Annotated in this window: 25 protein-coding genes; 9 read left to right on the top strand and 16 right to left on the bottom strand. The window is 71.9% G+C overall.

Features of this window, described 5'->3' with window-relative positions:
* Nucleotides 1-137: 137 nt before the first annotated feature.
* From R3E98_19175 to R3E98_19160, 4 genes are all read right to left on the bottom strand, one after another.
* Nucleotides 138-659, bottom strand: a complete 522-nt coding sequence (locus R3E98_19175; GenBank protein ID MEZ4425529.1) for a GTPase domain-containing protein — start codon at nt 657-659, stop codon at nt 138-140.
* A 61-nt stretch (nt 660-720) separates the two neighbouring features.
* Nucleotides 721-1,539 (bottom strand): hypothetical protein, encoded by an 819-nt coding sequence (locus R3E98_19170; GenBank protein ID MEZ4425528.1) that lies wholly within the window; start codon nt 1,537-1,539, stop codon nt 721-723.
* A 109-nt stretch (nt 1,540-1,648) separates the two neighbouring features.
* A complete protein-coding gene (locus tag R3E98_19165; GenBank protein MEZ4425527.1) occupies nt 1,649-2,515 on the bottom strand; it encodes a LytTR family DNA-binding domain-containing protein in 867 nt (288 codons plus the stop codon).
* Between the two features lie 53 nt (nt 2,516-2,568).
* Nucleotides 2,569-4,413, bottom strand: a complete 1,845-nt coding sequence (locus R3E98_19160; protein ID MEZ4425526.1) for a PQQ-binding-like beta-propeller repeat protein — start codon at nt 4,411-4,413, stop codon at nt 2,569-2,571.
* A 394-nt stretch (nt 4,414-4,807) separates the two neighbouring features.
* On the opposite strand from R3E98_19160, the gene R3E98_19155 reads away from it, so the two are divergent.
* On the top strand, nt 4,808-5,710 hold the full coding sequence (locus R3E98_19155) for a fatty acid desaturase (GenBank protein ID MEZ4425525.1): 903 nt from the start codon (nt 4,808-4,810) through the stop codon (nt 5,708-5,710).
* Nucleotides 5,711-5,728: 18 nt separating this feature from the next.
* Here R3E98_19155 and R3E98_19150 read toward each other — a convergent pair whose 3' ends face one another.
* The 5 genes from R3E98_19150 to R3E98_19130 all read right to left on the bottom strand — a co-directional run bounded on the left by R3E98_19150 (nt 5,729) and on the right by R3E98_19130 (nt 9,652).
* Nucleotides 5,729-6,913 (bottom strand): acyl-CoA dehydrogenase family protein, encoded by a 1,185-nt coding sequence (locus tag R3E98_19150; protein ID MEZ4425524.1) that lies wholly within the window; start codon nt 6,911-6,913, stop codon nt 5,729-5,731.
* Between the two features lie 127 nt (nt 6,914-7,040).
* On the bottom strand, nt 7,041-7,400 hold the full coding sequence (locus R3E98_19145; GenBank protein ID MEZ4425523.1) for a hypothetical protein: 360 nt from the start codon (nt 7,398-7,400) through the stop codon (nt 7,041-7,043).
* Nucleotides 7,397-8,413: an isocitrate/isopropylmalate family dehydrogenase gene (locus tag R3E98_19140; protein ID MEZ4425522.1), complete on the bottom strand. Its 1,017-nt coding sequence runs from the start codon at nt 8,411-8,413 to the stop codon at nt 7,397-7,399. Before R3E98_19140 ends, R3E98_19145 begins: the two co-directional genes overlap by 4 nt.
* Before the next feature lie 82 nt (nt 8,414-8,495).
* Complete coding sequence (locus R3E98_19135; GenBank protein ID MEZ4425521.1) at nt 8,496-8,996, bottom strand: hypothetical protein; 501 nt, start codon at nt 8,994-8,996, stop codon at nt 8,496-8,498.
* Nucleotides 8,993-9,652 carry a hypothetical protein gene (locus tag R3E98_19130; GenBank protein ID MEZ4425520.1) on the bottom strand — a complete coding sequence of 220 codons (660 nt, stop codon included), beginning with the start codon at nt 9,650-9,652 and terminating at the stop codon, nt 8,993-8,995. The genes R3E98_19135 and R3E98_19130 overlap by 4 nt, the downstream gene beginning before the upstream one ends.
* Before the next feature lie 148 nt (nt 9,653-9,800).
* Here R3E98_19130 and R3E98_19125 point away from each other — a divergent pair, with 148 nt between their 5' ends.
* Together R3E98_19125 and R3E98_19120 are read left to right on the top strand one after the other, a co-directional pair.
* On the top strand, nt 9,801-11,552 hold the full coding sequence (locus tag R3E98_19125) for a hypothetical protein (protein MEZ4425519.1): 1,752 nt from the start codon (nt 9,801-9,803) through the stop codon (nt 11,550-11,552).
* 17 nt (nt 11,553-11,569) lie between these two features.
* The gene (locus R3E98_19120) at nt 11,570-12,592 is read left to right on the top strand and encodes a YncE family protein (protein ID MEZ4425518.1); all 1,023 of its coding nucleotides are present in this window, start codon (nt 11,570-11,572) and stop codon (nt 12,590-12,592) included.
* Nucleotides 12,593-12,613: 21 nt separating this feature from the next.
* Here R3E98_19120 and msrB read toward each other — a convergent pair whose 3' ends face one another.
* On the bottom strand, nt 12,614-13,060 hold the full coding sequence (gene msrB / locus R3E98_19115; protein ID MEZ4425517.1) for a peptide-methionine (R)-S-oxide reductase MsrB: 447 nt from the start codon (nt 13,058-13,060) through the stop codon (nt 12,614-12,616).
* A 79-nt stretch (nt 13,061-13,139) separates the two neighbouring features.
* Between msrB and R3E98_19110 the strand changes: the two genes are divergently transcribed.
* Together R3E98_19110 and R3E98_19105 are read left to right on the top strand one after the other, a co-directional pair.
* On the top strand, nt 13,140-13,340 hold the full coding sequence (locus tag R3E98_19110) for a dodecin family protein (protein ID MEZ4425516.1): 201 nt from the start codon (nt 13,140-13,142) through the stop codon (nt 13,338-13,340).
* A gap of 227 nt (nt 13,341-13,567) precedes the next feature.
* Entirely contained in the window at nt 13,568-13,918 is a 351-nt protein-coding gene (locus R3E98_19105) for a helix-hairpin-helix domain-containing protein (protein MEZ4425515.1), read from the top strand.
* Nucleotides 13,919-14,028: 110 nt separating this feature from the next.
* On the opposite strand, the gene R3E98_19100 is transcribed toward R3E98_19105, so the two are convergent.
* From R3E98_19100 to R3E98_19080, 5 genes are read right to left on the bottom strand one after another with little or no spacing between them, the layout of a single operon-like run.
* Nucleotides 14,029-14,931 (bottom strand): 3-oxoacyl-ACP reductase family protein, encoded by a 903-nt coding sequence (locus tag R3E98_19100; protein MEZ4425514.1) that lies wholly within the window; start codon nt 14,929-14,931, stop codon nt 14,029-14,031.
* 35 nt (nt 14,932-14,966) lie between these two features.
* Complete coding sequence (locus R3E98_19095) at nt 14,967-16,301, bottom strand: ATP-binding protein (GenBank protein MEZ4425513.1); 1,335 nt, start codon at nt 16,299-16,301, stop codon at nt 14,967-14,969.
* The gene (locus R3E98_19090) at nt 16,301-17,026 is read right to left on the bottom strand and encodes a response regulator transcription factor (GenBank protein ID MEZ4425512.1); all 726 of its coding nucleotides are present in this window, start codon (nt 17,024-17,026) and stop codon (nt 16,301-16,303) included. The genes R3E98_19095 and R3E98_19090 overlap by 1 nt, the downstream gene beginning before the upstream one ends.
* A complete protein-coding gene (locus R3E98_19085; protein MEZ4425511.1) occupies nt 17,016-18,257 on the bottom strand; it encodes a LeuA family protein in 1,242 nt (413 codons plus the stop codon). The genes R3E98_19090 and R3E98_19085 overlap by 11 nt, the downstream gene beginning before the upstream one ends.
* Before the next feature lie 31 nt (nt 18,258-18,288).
* The gene (locus tag R3E98_19080) at nt 18,289-19,287 is read right to left on the bottom strand and encodes a sugar phosphate nucleotidyltransferase (protein MEZ4425510.1); all 999 of its coding nucleotides are present in this window, start codon (nt 19,285-19,287) and stop codon (nt 18,289-18,291) included.
* 157 nt (nt 19,288-19,444) lie between these two features.
* On the opposite strand from R3E98_19080, the gene R3E98_19075 reads away from it, so the two are divergent.
* Together R3E98_19075 and R3E98_19070 are read left to right on the top strand one after the other, a co-directional pair.
* Nucleotides 19,445-20,179 carry an SIMPL domain-containing protein gene (locus tag R3E98_19075; GenBank protein MEZ4425509.1) on the top strand — a complete coding sequence of 245 codons (735 nt, stop codon included), beginning with the start codon at nt 19,445-19,447 and terminating at the stop codon, nt 20,177-20,179.
* Complete coding sequence (locus R3E98_19070; GenBank protein ID MEZ4425508.1) at nt 20,176-20,625, top strand: DUF1499 domain-containing protein; 450 nt, start codon at nt 20,176-20,178, stop codon at nt 20,623-20,625. Before R3E98_19075 ends, R3E98_19070 begins: the two co-directional genes overlap by 4 nt.
* A 33-nt stretch (nt 20,626-20,658) precedes the next feature.
* Here the strand turns inward: R3E98_19070 and R3E98_19065 are convergent, their stop codons facing one another.
* Entirely contained in the window at nt 20,659-21,960 is a 1,302-nt protein-coding gene (locus tag R3E98_19065) for a dicarboxylate/amino acid:cation symporter (protein ID MEZ4425507.1), read from the bottom strand.
* A gap of 113 nt (nt 21,961-22,073) precedes the next feature.
* Here R3E98_19065 and R3E98_19060 point away from each other — a divergent pair, with 113 nt between their 5' ends.
* Both R3E98_19060 and R3E98_19055 read left to right on the top strand, forming a co-directional pair.
* Entirely contained in the window at nt 22,074-23,012 is a 939-nt protein-coding gene (locus tag R3E98_19060) for a hypothetical protein (GenBank protein ID MEZ4425506.1), read from the top strand.
* A 22-nt stretch (nt 23,013-23,034) separates the two neighbouring features.
* Entirely contained in the window at nt 23,035-24,624 is a 1,590-nt protein-coding gene (locus R3E98_19055) for a DUF445 family protein (GenBank protein MEZ4425505.1), read from the top strand.
* The last annotated feature ends 28 nt before the right edge of the window (nt 24,625-24,652 follow it).

Raw genomic sequence — 24,652 nt, 5'->3', positions numbered from 1 at the left:
CGCGTTCCGCCGGCGTGAGGGGACGAGGGCTCAGGAGGAGCCACACGCGGGTTCCTGCAGGCAAGAGCCAGCGTCCGTCGGAAAGGATTCAGGGCGCCGCGCGGACGAAGGGGTCCGCCTGCGGCGCGCCGGCGCGCTCAGGCCCGTCGCACCAGGGGTGGAGCGGGCTGGAGCAGCCGCTGCGCGAGGCGCTCGAAGAGGGCATCCACGCCCTCGCCCGTGACGGCGCTGGTCCGCAGCAGCCACTCCTCGCCACCGGCGAGCGCCGCCAGGTCGGCCCAGCCGACGCCGGGATCGAACCCGAGGTCCGCTTTGTTGGCCGCCACGACCGAGGGAGCCGGCCCGATCCCCGCTTCGACCCGCGCGCGCAGCCACTGGGCCTGCTCGAGCGAGACGGGGCCGCTCGTGTCCAGCACGAGCACATAGCCGGCGCAGCCTCGCAGGAAATCGGGAGGGTAGGCGGCGCGGGTCAGGCGGCCCGACAGATCGAGCACCACGAGGCTGACCTCGCTGCCGCGCGTACGGACCACCTTGCGATGCACGCTGACGCCCACCGCGGGCGAGGCCGCGCCGGTGGCGTCGTTTCCACGCCAGGCCTCGACCAGCCGGGTCTTGCCGACCCCGGGGTCGCCCACCACGCAGATCTTCCGGATCATCATGGGCGATTCGAGGGGGAGAGAAGCGGGCGGTGACGACGCCGCCCGCCCTCTCCCGCTCGGGTCAGGCGCGTGGGTCCGTCCCCACCAGTCCGCGCGCCAGCTCCGCGAGCCCTCGAACCAGGGCCTCGCGGTCGGTCATGCGGCCTTCCACCGATCCCAGGCGCCGAACCATCTCGGCGCTGGACTCGGTCAACTGCTGGGCCGTCTGATTGCGCAGCTCCACGATCTCCTGCGTGAGCTGGCGGCCGCCCTTGGCCACGCGCTCCTCGATCTGCGCCATCGTCTGCTCCAACGTCTTGCGGTAGCCCATGAACTCGACGCGCATGTCGCGCACGCGCGCGTCCACGGTCTCGCGTGCGGCGTCCTGGGCTTGCGCCACCAGGTCGCCCGCCGCCTCGAGCCCCCGCTCCAGCGCCGTCAGCCGCGGCTCCAGCGATTGGCGCAGCGAGGCGATCTCGCGGATCAGCTCCGTCTGGAGCGTGGCCATGCGCTTGGCCAGCCGCTCCTCGACCTCGGCGAAGCGGCGCTCGTAGCTGCGCATCTCGTTGCCGAAGATGAGCTCCCGGACCTGCGCCAACCGTTCGTCCCCCTGCAGGGAGGTGTTCGGGTCGACGGCAGGCCGGGGAGCTCCAGGGGCGGCCGGACGCGCCGTCGGGAGCGGCGTCACGGTGCCCATGGTCTGGATGGGGGCCGACGCTCCGTTCGGAGCGGCGGCGGTTCCGTTCCCGTTGGGGGCCGGAGGTGCCACGGCGGGCGCCGCAGCCGGCGAGGCGGCACGCGGTGCCGCGCGGACGGCAAGCTCTTCCGGCTCGTCGGTGATGTACGTCGGCCCGGAAAACGGCGCGTTGTCGCGGCTCCAGTGGCCCATGGCGCTCTCCATTCCCTCTTCTCCTCGGTTGGCGCCCGGGGGGTTGGACCGGGCAGACGCGTGGTGCGAATGCAACGAGCGTGCCCGATGTGAGGCAGGAGCGCCGCAGTAGAAGGACGCCTCAAGGGCCTTTCGCCCACCACGCCTCCCCCAGCCGCGCCGCGCGGCGGCGGGCCAGCCGCAGCGTGGTGCCGTCGTCCAGCAGGACGTCGCGGTCCCCGCGACCGGCCGCCCGGACCTGCCGTACGCGCGCGGCGTTGACGAGGGTGGAGCGATGGATGCGCACGAACCCGTGCGGGGAGAGCGTGGCCTCCAGCTCGTCCAGACGGTGGTTGACGAGCGGCACGCCCGTGCTGGCGTGGACGCGCACGTAGTCGCCGTCCGCTTCCAGCCACCGGATCTCCTCCGGCGTCAGCAGCACGACGCCGCTGCCGGTGCGGAACGCGATGCGCGGTTCGGGAGCCGTCGGCGCGTCGGCCCCTGCAGACGCTCGTCCGGCGACCGGTGCATCCGACGCGACCGCTGTCCGCTCGCCGGCCGCCACGGCGTCGGGCCGGGAGCCTCGGCGGCGGCGCACACGCAGCGTAAGCGCCACCAGGAGCCCATACACCAGCAGATTGACGTGCGCCCACCGTACGGTCCCCACCCACGCCTCCCTCCACACCCCCGCCTCTCCCGCGAAGGGACTCCCCACCTGATGGAACAGCCCGCTCATCAGGAGGTTCACGGCGTATCCGCAGGCCAGCCCGGCCGCGAGGTGGACCGCGCCCGTGCGGACGGGCGCGGTGCGGGACGGCGGCAGGCGGAGCGTCAGGGCGATGGCGGCCAGCGACACCGGGATCCACGACCAGGCCGCCAGCAACTGGTAGAGCAGGAGCGGGCCGGCGCGGAGAGGACCTCCGCGCAGGGCCTGGACGCCCACGAGCTGGAGGCCGGTGACGGCCCCGATCCCGGTCCAGACCATCGCGAGCGTCAGAAGGACGCCCACGGGGGTGGAGGGCAGCCGGGACCCGCGTCCTCCGGGCGCCCCGGCCCGCCGTGCTAGAACGCCACCAGGATCCCCGCCTCCGCCACCCGCGCCACGGCCGGCCACAGGCGCTCCTCGGTGGCCACGGGCAGCCACACCCAGCCCGAGCCCGGCGGTCCTCCGAACGACTTCACCCATGCGGCCGCGCGTCCCTCTTCGTCGGAAGCGAGCACCGTGGTGACGGCGGTGGGGTCCACCCCGCCCGGCCCGATCCACCACCCCTCCAACCCCCAAGCTACACCCGCGGGCGTGGGCCGATGAACCCGGGCGTCGGAGACCCACGGCGCGTGGTCCACGTCCGTGACCTCGCGGGCCCGCACGATGTCCAGCCCGAAGCGCTGGGCCTCGGGGTCCCACAGCGCCCACCGCGGGGGATCGCCCACCCAGACGATCCGGCCACCTCGCTCCAGGTACTGCCGCAGCGGTCCTGTGTCGGGCCCGGGCTCGAGCAGCTCGGGGGGGATCACGTCGGTGGCCATGACCACGGCGCTCGGTGCGCCGTCCCGGGTGCGCTCCTCCAGGAAGCGGACGAGCCCCGCCCGATCGAGCCGCTCGTGCCCGCGCGCCGTCAGCTGGCGGGCCAGCCGCGTGTCGATCCCCCGCCGGGCCGTGATCGAGGCCTGGAAGAGGGTGGAGTCCTGGAAGACCGCCACCCGCGGCTGGCCGGCTTCCGCCTCCTCCAGCGCGAGCAGGGTCCCCGCGTCCGTCCCCACCACCAGGACGCCGTCGGCGAGCGCCGGTGTGGTCCAGCTGGGCCCGTCCAGCCGGCGGCTCCACCGGCGCTCTCCGGTCGCGGCGTCCAGGGCCAGCAGCGCGCCCCCACCGGTGGTCAGGAACGCCGTGCCGCCGGCCACCGTGGCCGAGCTGAACACCAGCGCCCCGGCCGCGGCCTCCCAGAGCAACGCGCCGTCCACCAGGGACAGGGCCTGCACCTTGGCGGAGCTGGAGCGGCCGAAGATGACCCGCCCGTCCACGACCGCCGGTGTGGCGATGACCCACGCCGAGCTGGAGTCGTCCTCCGCCCACAGGGTGCGACCGGTCGCCCGGTCCAGCGCGTACATGCGCGCATCCCGGGAGCCCACCAGCACCCGGTCCCCGACCACCGTGGGGCCCCCCGTCACGGTGCGGCGGTCGAACCCGAAGGCCGCCGAGTCCAGGGTGTGGCCCTCCGTCCGGAAGCTCCAGACCTCGCTGCCGTCCTCCAGCCGCAGCGCCCGCACGATCCCGTCCGCGCTGCCCACGTAGACGACCCCGTCCGCCACCGCCGGGCTGGAGCGCACCCGGCCGCCCGTGGCCACCGACCACAGCACCTCGCCCGAGCGGGTGTCCACGGCCCGCACGACCCCGTCCCCCGCCCCGGCCACCAGGGTGTGCCCGACCACCACGGGCGAGGAGCCCAGGTAGTCCCACCCCTCCCCGCCCCACGCCCAGGGCAGGGCCGGGCCCACCCGTACGTGCCACCGGAGGGCTCCGTCGTCCCGGCCGACCGCCGAGATGGCCCCGTCCACGTCCACGGCATAGACGGTCTGGTCGTCCACGGCCGGGGCCGCTTGGACGGGCCGGCCGAGGTCGTGACGCCACACCACGTGGCCGTCGGAGAGACGGACCCGGTAGAGGGCGCCGTCCCCCCCACCCACCCAGACCGATCCGCCCGCGATGACCGGAGAGGACCGGACCGGGCCGTCCATCCGGAGGGACCAGCGCACCCGCCCGGGAACGGCCAGCGGCCGCGCCGCGCTCACCCCGGTGTGGGCCGGCCCTCCGGCGAACATGGCCACCGGCGGCGCGGGCGCCTGCTGCGTCCCGCCTTGCTGCATCACGATCGCCGCCAGGGCGCCCACCACCGCCGTCCACCCCACCGCCGCCTCCCCGCTCGGGCTCCGGGCGCGCGCCGCGCGCGTCCCTGGGTGGAGCCTAGTGGGGACGCGCCCGGCCGCGCAGGCGCTCCCGCCCGCCGATCGACGAACGGGCCGTCCCGTCGGTGGGCGGGACGGCGGGCCGCGGTGGCCATTCGCATCCGGGCGGACGAGTCCGTACGTTGGGCCACCGATCGACCGGCCCCTCAGTCCCCCCCACCGGAACCGACCCATCGGAAGCCCACACCGGACCTCCCCCGACCGCGCCCGGGCCGCGCACTTCAACGCGCTGACGGACCCGTACCGCGGACCCCAACCCTGGCGCAGCACCACCCAGCTCCTCGGCACCGCGGCGGCCTTCTTCGCGTCGTGGTACCTGGCGTTCCGGGCGCTCGAGGTGCACTACCTGCTCACGCTGCTGCTCGCACTCCCGACATCGGGATTCCTGCTGCGGCTCTTCATGATCCAGCACGACTGTGGGCACGGGTCGTTCTTCCGCTCCCGCCGCACGGCGGACATCGTGGGGCACTGGATCGGGGTGCTGACGCTCATCCCCTACCACTACTGGCGCCGCACGCACGCGCATCATCACGCGCACAACGGCGACCTGGAGCGGCGGGGGTTCGGGGACGTGGTCACCCTGACGGTGGACGAATACCTGGAGCGCTCGCCGCGCGGCCGGCTCGCCTACCGGATCTACCGCCACCCGGCCGTGCTCTTCGGGATCGGCCCGCTGTGGCATTTCGTGCTCAAGCAGCGGTACCCGCGGGAGGTGCCGCGCTCCTGGACCCAGGCCTGGCGCAGCATCTGGCTCACGAACCTCTGCCTCGTGGGCGTGGTCGGCGCCATGCTCCTGCTGGTCGGCTGGGAGCGCCTTCTGCTGGTGCATACGCCGGTCCTGGTGGTCACCTGCTCGGTCGGCGTCTGGCTGTTCTACGTCCAGCACCAGTTCGAGGACACCTACTGGGAGCGTCCGCCCGACTGGGACTACTTCGATGCCGCGCTGAAGGGATCCTCACACCTGGCGCTGCCGAAGCCGCTGCAGTGGATCACGGCCAGCATCGGGCTCCACCACGTGCACCACCTGTGCGCCCGCATCCCCAACTACCGCTTGCAGGAATGCATGGACTCCAGCCCGGAGCTGCAGGAGCCGCGCACCCTGCGGATCCGCGACACCTGGGCCCTCACGCGCCTCAACCTCTGGTGTGAGCGCGATGAGCGCATGATCGGCTTCGCGGAGGCGGAACGGCGCGGACTGGAGCGGGAGCGGGACACGGCCACGCGCGCCCGCGCAGCGTAGCGCGGGCGCGCGGCGCGCTCAGTAGGCGGCGATGCCCGTCGCCGCCTGCCCCAGCACCAGCGAGTGGATGTCGTGCGTCCCCTCGTAGGTGTAGACCGATTCCAGGTTCGCCATGTGCCGCATGGCGGAATACTCCACCAGGATGCCGTTGCCGCCGAGCAGGCGGCGCGCTTCACGCGCGCACTCGCACGCCATGTCCACGTTGGCGCGCTTGGCCATCGAGACCTGCTGCGGTGTCATGGTGCCTCCGTCCTTCATGCGGCCCAGGTGATACGCCAGGAGCTGCCCCTGGGTGATGCGGGTCAGCATGTCGGCCAGGCGCACCTGTTGGATCTGCTTCCCGCCGATGGGGCCGTCGAACATGACGCGGGTCTTCGCGTAGGAGACCGCCTCGTGGTAGCAGGCCATGGCGGCACCCACGGCGCCCCAGGCAATGCCGTAGCGCGCCTGCGTGAGGCACATCAGCGGGTTCTTGAGCCCCTCCGTCTTCGGCATGAGCGCCGACTCCGGCAGGTGCACGTCCTGCAGCGCGAGCTCGCTGGTGTCCGAGGCCAGCAGGCTCAACTTCCCCTTCTGGTCGCGCGCGCTGAATCCGGGCGTGTCCGTGGGGACCACGAAGCCGCGGATGCCGCGGGCATCGCCCAGGCTGCCCGTCTGGGCCCAGACCACCGCGACGTCCGCCATGGAGCCGTTGGTGATCCACATCTTGGTGCCGTTCAACACCCACCCGTCCGACGTCTTGCGCGCGGTGGTGATCATGCCGGCCGGATTGCTGCCGTAGTCCGGCTCCGTCAGGCCGAAGCAGCCCACCGCCTCGCCCTTGGCCAGCTTCGGCAGCCACGTGGTGCGATGCTCCTCGCTGCCGAAGGCCCAGATGGGGTACATGACCAGGGCGCCCTGCACGGAAGCGAAGGAGCGCAACCCGGAGTCGCCGCGCTCCATCTCCTGCATGATCAGCCCGTAGGCCACGTTGTTGAGGCCCGCACAGCCGTACTGCTCGGGGAGGTTGGCGCCCAGCAGCCCCAGCTCGCCCATCTCGGGGATCAGATCGCGCGGGAACCGCCGCTCGACGTAGGCCTCGCCGATGATCGGGAGGACCTTGTCCTCCACCCACTCGCGCACGGTGTCGCGCACCATGCGCTCCTCCTCGGAGAAGTGCGCGTCCAGCGCGTAGAAGTCGACTCCCTGGAATCTCTCGGCCATGCGTGTCGTCTCGGGGACCGTGGAACGGAGCGAGGGGGCGGCGTGGGCCCCGTGGGGACGGCCAAATCTAATCGGCCGGGGGGCGCCTTGAACCCCGGGCGGGCCCCGGGGTGGGCGGATGGGTCGGCTACTCCTCGGGGGGCCGGGCCTCGGCGGCCCGGCTGTTCCGGTAGCGCATCACGCCGAGCGCGATCTCGCGCACGAAGCGGGCGCCCAGCCAATAGACCGCCACCAGCGCGGCCAGCCAGAGCTGCGGGATCAGCCCCGTGGGCCGGACGACCAGCCAGATGTAGAGCCCGACCACCAGCGCGATGACCCCTCCGCCCATCCAGCCGACCGCCTTGGCGCGTTCGGCGGCCCGCGCGCGGCAGGCCTCGCACCACAACAACCGGTCGAACTCCGACTTGGGCTTCCGCTCCAGGCAGCGGACGCAGGTCAGGCTCTCGCCCGGGAAGCGGTCCAGGAAGGAGAAGGCGTGGTGCTTCACTTCATCGCGCGGATCACGGCGTCGGTGAACTCCCGCGTACCCGCGGTGCCCCCGAGATCCCGGGTGGGCGCCAACCGACCGAGGAGCACCTCGTCCAGGGCGCTGCGGATGCGGGTGGCGCTCTCCGTATCGCCGATGTGATCCAGCAGCATGCAGCCGGCCAGCGTCAGCGCCGTGGGGTTGGCCACGCCCTTGCCCGCGATGTCGGGCGCGGAGCCGTGCACGGCCTCGAAGACGGCCACGTCCTTCCCGATGTTGCCCGCCGGCGCCATGCCGAGCCCGCCGATCAATCCGGCCATGAGGTCGCTGACGATGTCGCCGAACATGTTCTCCATGACCAGCACGTCGAACTGGTGCGGGTCCATGACGAGATGCATGGCCGTGGCGTCGATGATGCGGTCCTCGAACTCGATCTCGCCCTCGTAGCGCTTGGCGATCTCGCGCCCGATGTCGAGGAAGAGACCCTGCGTGTACTTGAGGATGTTGGCCTTGTGCGCCAGCGTGACCTTCTTGCGGCCGGTGCGCTTGGCGAGCTCGAAGGTGTACTCGATGACGCGCTCGGCGCCGAAGCGCGTGATGATCATCACGGACTCGGCCGCGGCGCGCGGATCGCCATGCATCCCGATGTAGTGCTCGACCCCGACGTAGAGCCCTTCCGTATTCTCGCGGATGAGCACCAGGTCCAGGTCCTCGTAGCGTCCACCCCGGGTGAGGGAGCGCGCCGGACGCACGTTGGCGAAGAGATCGAATTCCTTGCGGATGGCCACATTCACCGAACGGAAGCCGGTGCCCACCGGAGTCGTGAGCGGCCCCTTCAGCGCGACCTTGTGCGTCTGGATGGACTCCAGCGTCGGCGTGGGGATGGGGTCCTTGACCTGCTCCAGGGCGGTGACGCCGGCCAGCTGCTCGTCGTATTCGAGCTGGGCGCCGCCGGCGGCCAGGATCTCGAGCGTGGCGTGCGTCACCTCGGGGCCGATGCCGTCCCCGGGAATCACCGTGATGGTGCGGGCCATGACCTGCTCTTTCGTCGGAAGCGGGAAGGGTCTGGAAAAGGCGGGCCTATTCTCGCCCGCACCCGCCGCCGAATCAAGCGCGTCAACGTCCGGGGCGGACGTAGCGCGACGAGTACTCGAAGGTCGTGTGATCCTCGCCGAAGAGCACGAGGTCCTCGATCAGGCCCGGGCTCTTGGTCCCGTCGCGCCGGGCTTTGGCCGCGGCGAGGATGGCCCCGTTCCAGGTGACGTCGTTGAAGGTGTCGCGCGTGAGCAGCGCCCGCGCCACCTCCTGCCCGCCGGGAGCCCGGGTGATCACCCGCACGCCGGCCAGGCCACCCCACTGCTGGAAGAGGGACTGGGTCTCGCGGCTGAACAGGAAGACGTAGGGGCCGACCTTGGCCCACAGCGTGCCCCCGCGGCTCAACTGACGGTTCGGCTGATAGACCGTGACCTCGGCCACGTTGCCGGACATCTCGGCCTCCAGGCGCCCCGAATAGTCGTAGGCGGCCACGACATCCTCGGCCGTAGGGACCTCCAGCGCCGCCTGCTCGCAGGCCAGCCCCCCCAGCGCCAGCACGAGCACCCACGCCCGGGCCCTCACAGCGCCTCCCGCAGCGGACGGTCGAGTCGCGGTGTGACGGCCCGCGCCAGCGCCTCGGCGGCGCCCGCCAGCGCGCCGGCGTCCCCACCCGCGCTCTCCGCGTCGACCACCCCGAACCAGAACACGCGTCCGGTCCGCGCGTTGATGAGGGTGGCCGCGATCTCCACCCGGCGCAGCGTGGACGCGGCCCCGGCGTCGGCGGCGTCACCGGGCCCGACGCCCGGGCGCGCCTCCACGGGCACCAGCGCCAGGTCGGCGCCGGTCACCGCGGCCATCCGGCGCAGCAGGCCGAACAGCGGGTCCCCGATCCGGTCCACCTCCGCGCGCAGGAAGACGTCCACCGGAAGCGCGTCGGCGCTCAGCTCCAGGCCGGGCGTGCGCTCGACGGCCCGGCGCAGGTCGGCCGGCAGGATCCACTCCGCTCCACCCCGGGTCTCGAAGGCGTAGGCCACCTCCGCGGCGGGGTCGAGGTCCCGGTCGAGGCCCCGCAGACGCTGGACCGGGAACACCATGACCTTGCGTCCCTCCAGGTCGGGCAGGGCGCCACGGGCCTCTCCGGCGGCCGGAGGGGCCTGAGGCGTGCTGGCGCAGGCCACGGCCGCCAACGCGGCCAGGGCGGCGATCCCGACGTGGGTCCGGGGATAGAAGGCAGACACGGGGCATCCTGTGGGGGGGACCTCTGGAACACCCTGTGCTACAGAAGGCGACGCCCCGACGTTCCGTGGCGCCGGCAACGGAAGACCCCGGAATCTCGTATCTTTCCCTGAAGCGCAGTCGCACCGCACGCCCTCCTCCGGACGGTCCATGCAACTCCGCAGCGCATCCACCTCCAGGCTCCTCGCCACGCTCCTCGTGGTCGCGGGCGGGCTCTCGTGCGGGGACGCCACCGGGCCCGAGGGCGCGCTCGCGTTCGACGTCGCGGAATTGCGCCTCGACGCCGCGGGGACCGGCACGGTGGTGCTGAGCAACCGCGGCGCGCTGCCCGTGGGCCCCGTGGAGCTGCGCTCGGGCGCGGTGCTGGACGCAGGATCGGCCAGCGTGCCCGGCGCCCGCCTCACGGCCGCCCCGGCGGACGTGCCCACCCTGGCCCCCGGCCAGACCGTGACGGTGACGGTGGGGATGGATGCGGGTACCCTGCTCCAGCCCGGCGAATACCGGGCCGAGCTCATCGCGCGCACGCCGGACGGTGAGCGCCGTCTCGACGTCCGCGTCACGGCTGCGGATCTCCAGGGCTTCGAGGGCGCCACCGTCCGCTTCGACTCCGGCCCGACCGACGTGCGTCAGGGAGACGTGGCGCGCTACGTGGCGAGCGCCACCGACAGCGCCGGGGCCGCCCTCTCGCCGGCCGCGATCACGTGGAGCGTCGCGCCCGCCGGCGCGGGCTTCGTGGCGCCGGACGGATCGCTCGTGGCGTATGCGCCGGGCTCGCTCACGGTCCGGGCGCAGGTGGGTGCCGCGACCGCGGAGCGGGCCGTCACGGTGCAGGCCCGCGGCCTCGGTGGACAGGCCGTCCGCGTCGGCGAGGGCTCCGTCCTGGAGCGGCACACCTCCGACCTGTGGGTGCACGGCGAGTGGGCCTACACCGGCACCTGGGGTCAGCGCGCGCGCAACGGGTCCATCCGCGTGGGGGACGCCCTGCACGTGTGGAGCCTGGCCGACCCCGTGGCGCCCGTGCGGGTGGGCACCCTGACCGTGGACGCCCGCACCGTCAACGACGTGAAGGTCCGTGCGGACGGACAGCTCGCGGTCCTCACGCACGAAGGCTCCAACGATGGCCTGAACGGCGTGACCGTGCTGGACCTGTCCGACCCGGCGGCGCCGCAGGTGCTCTCGCGCTACACGGCGGGACTGGAGAGCGGCGTGCACAACGCCTGGATCGAGGGCGACTACGCCTACCTGGTCGTGGACGGTGTCGGCAACGGCATGCGCGTGCTGGACCTCTCCGATCCACGGGCTCCGTCCGTGGTGGCCAGCTACTGGGCCGGCAGCAGCTTCCTCCACGACGTCTACGTGCGCGACGGGCTCGCCTTCCTCTCGCACTGGAACGCCGGTCTGGTGGTGCTCGACGTGGGCAACGGCATCGCCGGCGGCTCGCCCACGAACCCGGTGGAGGTGAGCCGGCTCGGCGCGCTCAACGGGCAGACGCACAACGCCTGGTACTGGCCCGATGCGGGGTACGTCTTCGTGGGCGAGGAGGACTTCTCGAGCCCGGGCTACATGCACGTGGTGGACGTGCGCGACCTGCGCGCGCCCCGCGAGGTGGCCACCTTCCGCGTCGCCGGCACCACGCCCCACAATTTCTGGCTGGACGAAGCGACCGGGGTCCTCTACCTGGCGTGGTACGAGAACGGGCTGCGCGCGCTGGACGTGAGCGGCGAGCTGCTGGGTGACCTGGAACGACAGGGTCGCGAGATCTTCGGACTGCAGTACGACGGAGTGGGATTCGGATGCGCCAGCGCCGACGGCACCTGCACCTGGGCACCCCAGCTGCACCGGGGCCTGCTCTACCTCTCCGACATGAACAACGGGCTGGTGGTGGTGCGTCCCGAACTCTGAGGCGCGCCTGCCCGGCGGTGCTGCTGCTGTCCGGGCTGTTCGGCTGCGGCGCCGATGCCGACGGCGGTCGCCTCTACGTCGCGTCGGGCTCCACGGACCAGGTCTTCATCCTGGACGCGCGCGACGGAGCCATCCTCGACACCCTCCGCTTCGACCCGCGGCGCGGCGAGACGGACGAGCCCCACGGCATCGGTGTCGCCCCCGACGGGGGGCGCTGGTATGTCACGCTGGGCCACGGCGAACCCACGCTGTGGGCCGTGGAGGCCGACGCCGAGCGCGTCGTGGGCCGGGTGCGCCTCCCCCTGCCGGGCGCTGCGCGTGTGCGCATCACGCCGGACGGGGCGCGCGCCCTGGTGCCGGACTTCTGGCGCAGCGGACAGGGGCGCACCAGCTCGGTGGCCGTGGTGGATCTGGCCACGCTCACCGTCCTGACCACCCTTCCGCTGTGCGCCGCCCCCCATGACGCCGCCCCGAGCCCCGACGGGAGCCTGGTGGCCGTGGCCTGTCCGCTCTCCGACGAGGTGCTGGTGCTGGACGCCCGGACCTGGGAGGTGCGTACGCGCAGCCCGGCCGGATCCGATCCGGGCCCTCCCGGGCAGCCGCGCTACCGCCCGCTCAACGTGGCCTGGCTCCCGGACGGGAGCGGCTTCTTCGTGGGGATGCACGCGAGCGGGGAGGTGGTGCGCTTCGACCCGGAGGGTCGGGAGGAGACCCGCCTGGTCACGGGAGGGCATCCGGCCCAGATCGCGGTGACGTCCACCGGGGCCCTGCTGGTCCCCGATCGCCACGGCGGCACGCTCGCCGTGCTGGACGCAGCGGCCGGCACGCCCACCCGGACCATCCCGCTGGGTGCCGCGCATCCGCACGGGCTGAGCATCGCGCCCGACGGACGGACCGCCTGGGTGGCCCTGGAGGGCAGGACGGGCGAGCCGGGCACGGTCGTGGCCGTCGACCTGGTCCGCGGGGCGGTCGTGTGGAGCCGCCCGCTCGGCGGCTATCTGCTGGGGATCGCGTTCCGACCGCCCGCGGGGGTGCGCTAGCTCATCGCCCGCGGGGATGCGTCAGGCGTCCTGCTCCTCCACCACGTTCGGGTCCGGCTTCCTCGCCTCGGCCTCGCGCGGATCGAGCGTGAGCGCGGCCGAGTTCAGGCAGTAACGCAGCCCGGTCGGAGCCGGCCCATCCGGGAACACGTGCCCCAGGTGCGCCTGGCACGACGCGCACACCACCTCCGTGCGCCGCATGAACAGGCTGCGGTCGTCCTTCTCCTCCACCGCGTCGGGGCTGGACGGCGCGTAGAAGCTCGGCCAGCCCGTTCCCGAGTCGTACTTGGTGTCGGAGTCGAACAGGGGCTCATCGCAGCACACGCAGCGGTAGGTCCCCGCGGTCTTGGTGTTCCAGTATTCGCCGGTGAACGCCCGCTCCGTCCCCTTCTTCCGCGTGACGCGGTACTGCTCGGGCGTGAGCTGCTCCTGCCACTCGCGGTCGGACTTCTTCACGTTCGAGGCCAACGTCCACCCCCTGGTTGCCTGTCATCCTGCCCTGGAGTACCCTGCCCGGTCCTACCCGTTCACAGCCGAAGGAGGCCCCATGTCGGTCGCAAAGGTCATCGAGATCCTCGCCGAAGGCGCCAGCATCGAATCCGCCATCGAAGACGCCGTGGCGGAAGCCGCCAAGACCGTCAAGAACATCCGCTCGGTCTATGTGCAGGACATCCAGGCCGTGATCGCCGACAACGCGGTCCAGCGCTTCCGGGTGAACTGCAAGATCACCTTCGTCGTCGGCTCCTGAGGAGCGCACGGGCCGACCTCCCTCAGGAAGACCCGGATCGGCACGCGGGTTCCCGCCCGCGGACGAGCCGTCCCCGCCGGCTCGTCGCCGATCCGTGACCGTGTGGCCGCACCCGCCGGGTTTACCGGGCGGCCTCGTGCTGAGAGCTTGGTGGGACGGCTCGTGCCCTGCGCGGGCACGCGTGTCCGGGCGACCGGCCCGGGCCTTCACCCCGACGCACGACTCCCATGACCGCTCACGATCGGACCCTGCAGGGTCACGTTGACGGATTCCTCGACCGCCACCCCGACGGCTGGGACCACCACGCCTGGGAGGGCCTCCTGCGCGATCTCCACTCGAACGGCGTGTCGGTGTCGGATCCGGCGGACCTGGGTCGGCAGCTGGAGGAGGAGCGGTTGCGTCGCTGGCTGGCCCGGCTGGAGCTGAAGGGCCTGGGGCCGCGCCGCGCGGACGCGTTGAGCCGCACGTTCGGCTCGGTCTGGGCCCTGCGTCAGGCGGACACCGACGCGATCGCCACGGTGCCCACCATCCCGCGCGCGCTGGCCGAGCGCATCCGCGAGGCGGTGGCGCGGGCCTGAGGCGCGGGACTACAGGTCGATCGCGTTCCCCACCACGATCCCCGAGCTCTCCTCGAACGCCGGGGTGTGGCGGCCGCCGCTGAGCGCAGATCGGTCGGCACGCGGGGCCGCTACAGCAGGTAGCCGCCGTCGATCGGAACCACGGCGCCGGTGATGTGCCGAGCGGCCTCGCTGCACAGGAACACGATCACGCTCGCCACGTCCTGGGGATCCCCCAGGCGGCCGAGCACGCTGCGCTCCCGCGCACGATCCAGGATCTCGGGCGGCACGGCCTCCGTCAGCCGCGTCGTGCGGATGTACCCGGGGGCCACGGCGTTGACGTTGACGTTGGCCGGGCCCAGCTCCACCGCCGTCGAACGGGTGAGTCCGATCAGGCCGGCCTTGGACGCCGCGTAGTTGGACAGGCCGAACTCGCTGCGCAGGCCGTGGACCGAAGCGACGTTGACGATCTTGCCGGACTCCTGCCGCCGGAAGTGCGGGGCCACCGCGCGCGTGAAGAAGAACGCACCGTCCAGGTTGGTCTGCAGCACGGCGCGCCATTCGTCGTCCGACATCCGCCACAGCGCCCGGTCCCGTCCGATCCCGGCATTGTTGACGAGGATATCGACGCGGCCGAGCGTCTCGACCGCCTGCGCCACGAACGCGGACACGTCGGCCGATTCGCGCACGTCGCAGGCGTCGACCAGGACGCGCACCTCCAGTTGGCGCAGCTCCGCCGCGACGGCTTGCGCCTCCCGGCGGGTGCGGGCGGTGCCGTCGTCGAGGTAGTTGAAGGCGATGTGCACGCCCCGTTGGGCCAGTTCCACCGCCACGGCGCGGCCGATGCCGCTGGAACCGCCGCTGATGATGGCCACGCGGTCGCGGAAGGCACGCTCGCCGGCCGCGGGCTGCGGCTGCGGGAGCGAGTCCAGCACGGCCGACGCCTCGTCGACACCGTTGCCGCCCCGCCAGCCCTCGTCGGGGGGACGCGGCTCCCAGGTGGCGTGGATCGGGGAAGGACCCGGTTCGGGCACGGCTGGAGCTCCGACGTGCGAGGGACGCCCGCGGCTCAACCTAGGGGGTCCCCGGCGGCGTCGGAACCACCCTCGTCCGGATCGGGCGCGCGCGGCAGCGTGAACGTGATCACGGTCCCGTCGCCGAGCCGGCTGGTGGCCCCGACGGAGCCGCCCATGCCCCGCGCCAGATGGGCCACGATGGACAGCCCCAGCCCCGTCCCCCCCTCGGCCCGGGAGCGCGCGGGATCGACGCGGTAGAACCGCTCGAAGATCCGGGGCAGCGACTCGGGAGGGATCCCCGATCCCGTGTCCGCGACAGCGATCTGGAGGCGCTCCGCTCCGCTGCGGATGGTCACGGTCACGCGACCCTGGTCGGGGGTGTAGCGGATGGCGTTGCCGAAGAGGTTGGCGAAGATCTGCTCCACCGCCCGCTCGTCCGCCCACGCGAGCCCCAGGCCGTCCACCGCGAAGTGGATGGTGCGCGACGTGCCCTCCACCGTCTCCTCCCACACGCGCTCGGCCACCTCGGCCACATCCACCTCCTCCAACTCCGCGCGCCAGCCCCCGGACTCCAGCCGGGACAGGTCCAGCAGGTCCTCGACGAGATGCTGCAGGCGGATCGCGTTCTTGGCGATGGACTCGACGAACGTGCGGCGGATGTCGGGCGGAGGCTCGTCGTCCAGGAGGGACTCGGCGAAGCCGCGCAGGGCCGTCAGCGGGGTCTTCAGCTCGTGGGAGGCGTTGGCGACGAAGTCCGTGCGCACGCGCTCCAGGCGGCGGACCTCGGTGAGGTCCTGCAGGGTGACGATGGCGCCACCCTTGGGCAGCGCCTTGGCCCGCACGACGATCGTGCGGTCCCACGGCGTGACCTCGACCGGCGCGAGCGGCCGGATCACCGCGGTCTCGAGCGCATCCCGGAGCGCGGCATCCCGCACCAGGGTCTCGATGGGTGCGAACGGGCGGGCATCCCGGATCTCGAGGATGCGACGCGCCGCCGCGTTGGCGCGCACCAGCCGCGCGTCCTCGGAAAGCTCGATCACGCCTTCGGCGGTGGCATCCAGGAGCGCGGCCGTCTCCTGCTGCTCGCGCCGGGCCTGATCCTGCAGCGCCCTCAGGGTCTCGGAGGCCTCGTCGAGCTCGTGCTGCAGATCATGGAGCTCCCGCACCGGCGCCAGCACGCCCGTGGGCTGCGGGCCGCCCACGGCGAGCGCCCGCGCCCGCCGCTCCAGCGGATCCAGCGCGCGGTCGGCGGCTGCGCCGAAGGCGAACGCCACCACCAGGAGGGCGAGGAGGCCCCATCCCCATCCCACCCCGCCGAGCAACAGCGCCGTGGTCCCGGCCACCAGGATGGCCAGGGTCACCCACGCGCGCACGCCGAGCGTCCGCATCAGTCCTCGGGCGGCTCGAAGCGATAGCCGAAGCCGCGTACGGTGCGGACCCAGTCCCCCGCCTCGCCGAGCTTGGCGCGCAGCCGCCGCATGTGCATGTCCACCGTGCGTGTCTGCAGCCGACCCGCCACACGCGCGTCGACCTCCCAGACGTTCTCGAGCAACTGGTTGCGGCTGAGCGTGCGCCCGCGGCGCTCCAGCAGCGTGCGCAGCAGCCGGAACTCGGTCGGGGTCAGCTGGAGCTCTTCGTCCTGCCACCAGGCGCGCGCGGCGGCAGGATCGAGCCGCAGCCCGCCCGCACGCAACAACAGGCCGCGTGCCCCTGCGGTCCCCGTGCTGCGGCGCAACACGGCCTCCACCCGCAGCACCAGCTCCTTGGGGCTGAACGGCTTGGTGAGGTAGTCGTCCGCGCCCAGCTCGAGACCCCGGATGCGGTCGGAGGCCTCGCGCAGGGCGGTGAGCAACAACACCGGGACCTCGCGGGTCGCGGGATCGGCACGCAGCTTCTCCAGCACCTCCAGCCCGGACAGACCCGACAGCATGATGTCCAGCACCACGAGGTGCGGGACCTGACGCTCGATGGATTCGAGCGCCTCGCTGCCCGAGGAGACCGTCTGGACCTGGAAGCCGGCGCGGGTGAGCTGATAGGCGACGAGCGCGGCGATGTCGGCCTCGTCCTCGACGACGAGGATGCGCCGCGCTTCGCCCTCGGGCCTAGCGGCCAACGCCGCTCCCGATGATCGAGACCACTTCGTCTTCCGAGAGCGTGTGGTCGGTCGCCTTCGCCGCCGCCAGGATCCGCTCGCACAGATCGGCGTCCTCCGCATCGTAGCCGCGGGCCCGCAGCCAGAACTTCACGTTGGACAGCCCGCTCATGTGCCCGACCTCGATCTCCTGGCAGCGGCCGAACATGGCCGCCGGCACACCGGAGTAGACGAGGTCGGCCAGCCAGGAATCGCCCTTGCTCTGCGCCTTCACGATGGCGGCGGCGTGCACGCCGGTGGCCGTGCGGAAGGCGTCGCGCCCGAAGACGGGGTAGTCGTGGGGGAGGCCCACGCCGCAGGCCGACGCCACGGTCTCGCAGTAGGTGCACAGGTCGGACAGGTCACCGTCGTGGAATCCCAGGAGCTTCAGGTTCACGAGCAGCAGGTCCATCTCCACGTTGCCCACGCGCTCGCCGATGCCCAGCGCCGTGCCGTGGATGCGGTCGGCCCCCGCCTCGATCGCCGCCAGGGCGTTGGCCAGACCCAGCCCCCGATCGCGGTGGCCGTGCCAATCGATCTTCACGTCCTCCCCGGAGGGCTCGACGATCGTCTCGCGCACGAAGCGCACGAGCGCACGCACGCCGGCGGGCGTGGCGTGCCCGACCGTGTCCGCCAGGCAGATCCGACGCGCGCCCCAGCGGATCGCGTGCCCGTAGAGCGCCTCCAGCACGTCCGGGCGCGCCCGCGTCGTATCCTCGGTGACGAACATCACCGGCAGCCCCTCGCGGACGGCGAACGTGACCGCCTCCTCGGAGACCCGCAGCATACGCTCCAGCGTCCATCCCTCGGCATACTGCCGCACGGGCGAGCTGCCGATGAAGGTGCAGGCCTCGATGGCGATGCCGACCTTCTGGCTGATCTCGGCCACGGGACGCACGTCGGCCACGACCGTACGGGCGGCGCAGTTCGGGGACAGGGACAGACCGGACGAGACGATCTCCTGGGCGATCCGCGTCACGTCCGCCACCGCGCGCGGTCCGGCGCCCGGGAGCCCGATGTCCGCGCTCGCGACGCCCATGCGGTCCATGAGATGGACGAGCTCGAGCTTGACCTCGATGGGCGGGTCCACGACGGAGGGGCTCTGCAGGCCGTCCCGCAGCGTCTCGTCGTTCAGCTCCACGGGCCCACGCGCGTCCGGCTGGAGCGTGGGCTGGATGGCGTTCCAGTCGTGGATCAGGTCCTGTTCGTCCATGTCCACCTCCTGCGACCGGCCCGGGGCCCTCTCAGCCACGGACGATCGAGTGGGGGGCCAGGCTCAACGAGCCCCCGAAGCCGGAGATGTCACACGATTCGCCGATCAGGGAATCGCTGAGCGTGCACCCGGCGATGGTCGTTCCCTCCCCGACGATGGTGTGCCGCAGCGTGCTGTCCTTCACACGCGCGCCCCGTTCGACCGTGACGTTGGGCCCCAGGGTCGAATCTTCGATCACCGCACCCTCCTCGACGCGGGCCCGGGCATCGATCTGCGAATCGCGGACCGTCGCGCCCGGGTGGACGCCCTCCCGGCCGGTGGAGAGCAGGTGCAGGTTGGTCTCCAGCAGCGTGTCGGCCTTGCCGCAGTCGTACCACCCCCCCACGGGCGCCGTGAACAGTCGGGCGCCGTTGTCCACCATGTACTGGAAGGCGTCGGTCAGATAGTACTCACCGCCCTGACCGGGGTTCACGGTGTTCAGGACGTGGTCGATGCCCTCGAACAGCAGGGCGTGGTCGCGGATATAGTAGAGCCCGATGTTGGCGAGCTTGGAGACCGGCTCCTTGGGCTTCTCGACGATGCGCTGCATGGCGCCCTGCTCGTCGGTGATGATCACCCCGAAGCGCTGGTAGTCCTCCACCTCCTTGGCCCAGATGGCGCCGGCCCACTCCGGGCCCAGCGATCGCGCCAGGGACAGGTCGGCCTCGAAGAGCGTGTCCACGAAGACGATCAGGAGCTCGTCGTCCGCCCAGGGCTGGGCCAGCTTGACCGCGCCCGCGGTCCCGTCCTGGACCTCCTGCACGACGTAGTGCACGCGGACGTCCGGATACTCGGCCTCCATGTACTCGCGGACCTTGTCACCCAGGTAGCCCACGATGAACACCATCTCTTCGATGCCCAGGGCCTTCAGGTCGTCCAGGATGTAGCTCATCACCGGACGGCCGCCGACCTTGATCAGCGGCTTGGGGGTGACATGGGTGAGGGGGCGGAGGCGGGTCCCCTTTCCAGCCAGCGGGATGATCGCTTTCATCGGGTGTGGTGTCCTCGGGTCCTCGGGAGGGCTCGCGCGGGGTGCGCCCACGGTCGGCAAACGGCCTGGACCGGGCAAGGGGCGGGCCAGGCACCCGGGGCGCCGACACCCGCCGGGGGCGGAAAAACCTTCGGTTCGCTACCGTGTATTGACCAGGATGTCACACCATCCCCACGCTGCCCTGCCGCTCCTCCTCCTGGCCCTGTCCGCCGGGGGGGCCCCGTCCGCCCAGGCCCAGATGACCGAGTCGTCCCCGCCCTTCGTGGAGGTCTCCGGCACCGCCTCGGTGTCGGTCACGCCGGACCTGGCCGTCGTGACCTTCGCGGTCGAGACCGAGGCGGCCTCCGCCGAGGAGGCCGCCCAGGAGAACGCCGAGCGGATGGAGCAGGTGCTGGCGGCCGTCCGGGGCACCGGCCTCGACCAGTTGCGGGTGGAGACCCACGGCTATTCGCTCCAGCCGGTCTATCGGGCGGACGAGAAGCCGGGTGAGATGCCCCGCATCGCCGGGTATCGTGCCCTCAACCACGTGGAGGCGCGCACCTCGGCGGTCCAGCGATCCGGGCGGCTCATCGATGCCGCCATCGGCGCCGGCGCCAACCGGGTCACGGGCCTGAGCTTCCGGGCCTCCGACCCGGAGCCCGCCCGCCTGGAGGCCGTGGAGCGCGCCGTGGACCGGGCCCGGGCCCAGGCCGAGGCCATGGCACGCGCGCTCGGGGTGCCCCTGGGGCGCGTCCTCGAGGTCAGGGGCGGGGCCGAGAGCCCGCCGCCCCGGCCCTGGATGGCGCGGAGCCAGATGGCCATGGCCGCCGACACGCCCATCGAGGTGGGCGAGCAGCAGATCTCCGCCACCGTCACCGTGCGCTTCGCGCTCGGTACCGACCCCGAACCATGATGACGCGAATCCTACGCGCGATCACCCGGAACGAAGCCCAGACCCACCCGGCCGCGCCCGATCCCCGTCTGCGCGGACGGCGCTACGCCATCCCGTTCGACCGCGTGTGGAGCGCGGCCACCCTCCTTGCGGACGAGGGGCTGCCGGGGTGGCGGGTCCAGACCTGGAACGACCGCGACGGGATCATCCAGGCCGAGGCCCGGGGCGGGTTCCTGCGCCGTACGGACGACGTGATCATCCGCATCACCCTGGACGAGACCGCCCAGACGCGCGTGGACCTCACCTCCCGGTCCCGCAGCGGTGGCGTGGACTTCGGCACCAACGCCCGGCGCATCACGACCTTCCTGGAGGCGCTCGACGCCAAGCTGGGCGCGACACCCGCCCAGATCCTGGATGCCGGTGCCGGCCGGCGACCGCCTTCGCCGCCGATCGGTCTGCGCGCCTGACCTCCGGTCGCGGCGGCGCCCGCCGCCCTCGACTCAGCGCGTGGGCGCGATCTCGACCTTGTGATCGACCGGGCGGGGCACCAGCTCCTCGCCCTCCGTCCGCGCAATGACGGTCGAGGCGGTCAGGTCTCCCGTGACGTTCACCGCCGTGCGCAGCATGTCCAGGATGCGGTCCACACCCAGGATCAACGCGATCCCCGCCTGGATGTGCGCCCCCAGACCCACTGCGTTCAGCACGATGATCAGCGTGATGATGCCCGCGCTGGGCACACCGGCCGCACCGATGGACGCCAGTGTGGCCGTCAGGACCACCGTGGCCTGGTCCGCCAGCGTGAGGTCGATGCCGTAGATCTGTGCGATGAACATGACGGCCACGGCCTGGTAGAGCGCGGTGCCATCCATGTTGATCGTGGCGCCCAACGGCAACACGAAGCTGGCCACCTCGTTGGAGACGCCGATGTCCTCCTCGGCGGTCTCGATGGTGACGGGAAGCGTGGCGTTGGAGGAGGACGTGCTGAAGGCGATGAGCTGCGCCTTGTTGGCGCGCCTGAGGAAGTACATCGGGCTGAGCTTCGAGAACACCTTCACGATGGACATGTAGGTGATCGCGACGTGGAGCAGCAGCCCCGCCACCACCGTCAAGGCGTAGATCAACAGGCTCTGGAGGAGATCGAAGCCGAACTGGCTGACGATGGAGGCGATGAGCGCGAACACCGCCACGGGTGCCAGCATCATGACCCAGTCGATCATGACCATGCTGGCCTGGTTGATGCCTTCGAATACCTTGAGCACCGCCTCGCGTTTGTCCGTGTCCACGAGCGTGATGGCCGCACCGAACATGATCGTGAAGAAGATCAGGGGCAGCAGGTCCATGTTCGCCGCGGCCTGCACCGGGTTGCGCGGAATCATCTCCAGGACGGTCTCCACCCAGGACGGCTTGTCGGCGGCCAGCGCCATGCTGGCTTCCGCCTGGGAGTCGAACTGGGCCGAGAGGGAGTCACGCGTCTCGGGCTGCACGCGCGAGCCCGGTTGCACGACGTTGGAGAGAACGAGGCCGATCACGACGGCCACCGCCGTGGTGCTCATGTAGAACAGCACGGTCTTGCCGCCGATCCGCCCGAGCTTGCGGATGTCGCCCAGGGAGGCGGTGCCCACGAGCAGGCTGGCCACCACGAGGGGGACGACGATCATGGTGATCATGCGGATCCAGGCCGTGCCGATCGGCTCGATGGCCACGAAGAACGACTGCAGCCAGGCCAGATCGAGGATATTGGCGATGAACCCGCCCAGTACGCCCGCGCCCAGCGCGATGAGGATCTTGGTATGAAGAGGCACGATCCCTGGAGCTCGAGGGGAAATCAGGACGGCTGTGGGAAATGACTCGCCGCCAACATAGATTCGTGTGCACGCTTCGGCAACCGAGCATTCCGCGGAGGCACAACGCACGTATGTCGCTGTGGCGCTGTACCTTGGGCCTCGCCGTGCTCCTGTCGGGCTGTGGGGGTGACGAAGCCCCGGAGCGCGCGCTGCCGGCAGAGACGGCTGTCGCGAGCCCGGAAGTGACGGAGGGTCCGGGCCGCAGCTACGAGCGCACGCTCATGTTCCTCTCCTTCGCTGCGGACACACCGGTCGTGCAGCCGTGGGTGTTCCAGGCCCGCACCCGGCTGGGTGGTGTGGAGCGCCACGTGACCGCCTGGCTGTATCGCTCCGACGCGTGGGAGCAGTTCATGGATGTCGCGTGGGACGGTCCTCCCAGCCGGGCCCCGTGGCGTCTGCTGCCCCACGATCCGATGGGCCTCGTCGTCGGCGAGAGCGACGCGCTCGAGCACGTGCTCTTCCGTCAGCCACCGCGCGAGCTGGATCTCCTTCTCGGCGAGCAGCGCGCGGACTGGAGCGGGCCGCGCGGAGAGGAGGTGCGCGTGCTCCTGGGCTCCCTCTCGGTGGCGGGCACATCCACGCCCGGTGCCATCGTGGATCTCAACCGCAACTGGCGCCCCGCCGAGCACACGCCGGGCGATTGGCTGGTGCTCACCAGCGGCGACTCCCTGCAGGTCGTGCTCGAAGGCGAGGGTCGCGGCGGCAGTGCCGCCTACCGCGGATGGGCGCGCGTGGACGACCGCGAAACGCAGTGGCCCGATGTCTCCGTAGAGTGGACGGAGGTGCGGTCCTTCGAGCCTGCGCGCCGGGACGTTCCGAACCGCTGGACGGTCCAGGCCGCCGACGGGGAGCTGGGGGGTGAGGTGAGCGTGCGCTCCTCGCGTCTGCAGGCCGGCTCCGGAGAAGGGCCGCAACTGCCCCTGGAGGCCCTGTTCCTGCTGCAGGGGACGGTGACCCTGTACGGCGTCGAGTACCCGATCCTGGGTCTGGCGCTCCACGCGCAATCGTGAGCGGAAGGAAAGGCGTCCCCACGTGAGTCCCGATCTGGTCGCAGCCCTGGTCACGATCGCCTTCGGCGCCCTGGCCGGTGGCATCACGAACACCGTCGCCATCTGGATGCTGTTCCATCCCTACGAGCCTCCGCGCGTCGGACGCTTCCGGATCGGCTTCCTGCACGGCGCCGTCCCCAAGAACCAGGCCCGACTCGCCGCCGCGATCGGTCGGACCGTGGGGGAGCGTCTGCTCACCGAAGAGGATCTGGCCCACATCCTGTCCGCCCCGGAGTTCCGGGCGGCCTTCGACGAGCGGCTCGGCGCTTTCCTCGATTCGCTGTTGCGGGTCGAGCGCGGCTCGCTGCGCTCGTTGCTGCCGGACACCATGCGCCCGGAGATGGAGCGGCTGCTCCGGGAAGGCGTGGACCACGCGGTGGACCGGCTACAGGCCCACGTGCAGACGGACGCGTTCGCCGAGCAGGTGGAGGATCGGGCCGAAGACCTCTACGACCGCATCCGCCAGGAACCGCTCGCCGAGCTGTTGACCGCCGACCGCCAGACCGCCCTGGCGGAGCTGTCCGCGGATTGGCTGCGGAATGCCACACAAGGATCCACCTTCCGGGCGGCGGTGCGGGAGTACCTGGGCCGGTGGTCGGAGCGCTTGCTGACGGAGGAGCGCACCTTCCAGGAGATCCTGCCGTCCGGGCTCGTGGCGTCGGTCGAGCGCGCGGTCGCGGGCTACCTCCCCCTGGCCATCCAGCGCCTGGGTCGCCTGCTCGAGGATCCGGTCACGCGCCTGCGCTTCCAGCGGGTGGTGCACGATCTGCTGCGGCGTTTCATGCAGGATCTCAAGTTCCACCAGCGCGTGGTGGCCAAGCTGCTGATGACGGACGAGGCCGTCGATCGCGTCCTCGGGACCATCGAGCGTGAGGGTGCCGAGCGCCTGAGCGAGATGCTGCGCGAGCCCGAGATGCAGCAGGCCATGTCCAAGGGCGTCAACGACGCCTTCGTGGATCTCCTGGGGCGCCCCGTACGCTCCGTGCTCGGGTCCCCCGGGGACGACAGCGTCGAACAGGCCATCGAGACGTTGTGCGATTGGATCGTCCGCATGGTGGAGGATCCGCGCACGCGACAGTTCCTCGTGGAGCGGTTGGGACTCGCGCTCGAGGGGCTCTCGGAGCGCACGTGGGGGGACCTGCTGGGGCGCGTGCCTCCGGAGCGCTTCGCCGGCTGGCTGGTGGAGGCGGCCCGCACCGAATCGGCGTTGCGCCTTTCCCGCGAAGGCCTGCACCGCGTTGCCTCGCACCTGCTGGACCGGCCCCTGGGCCGACCGCACGACTGGTTCCCCGACGACGCCATCACCCGCATCGAGCCGGCCCTGGGGTCGGCGCTGTGGGCCTGGGTGCAGACCCAGATCCCCGAGGTGGTCCACCGCATCGAGGTCTCGCGCCGGGTGGAGGAGAAGGTGCTCGCCTTCCCCACGCCCAAGATGGAGGAGATCGTGCGGCGCGTGACCGAGCGCGAGCTTCGTCTGATCGTGAAGCTCGGCTACCTGCTGGGTGCGATCGTGGGGTTGGTGCTGGTCGGAGTCAACGCGTTGCTGCCACGCCTGGGGGACCTGCTGCGCTGAGGCGGGGCCACACCGACGGGGGAGTCGG

Source organism: Gemmatimonadota bacterium (genome assembly GCA_041390125.1).
Lineage (GTDB): Bacteria > Gemmatimonadota > Gemmatimonadetes > Longimicrobiales > Gaopeijiaceae > JAGQIF01.
This window is presented reverse-complemented; position numbering and strand designations above follow the sequence as displayed.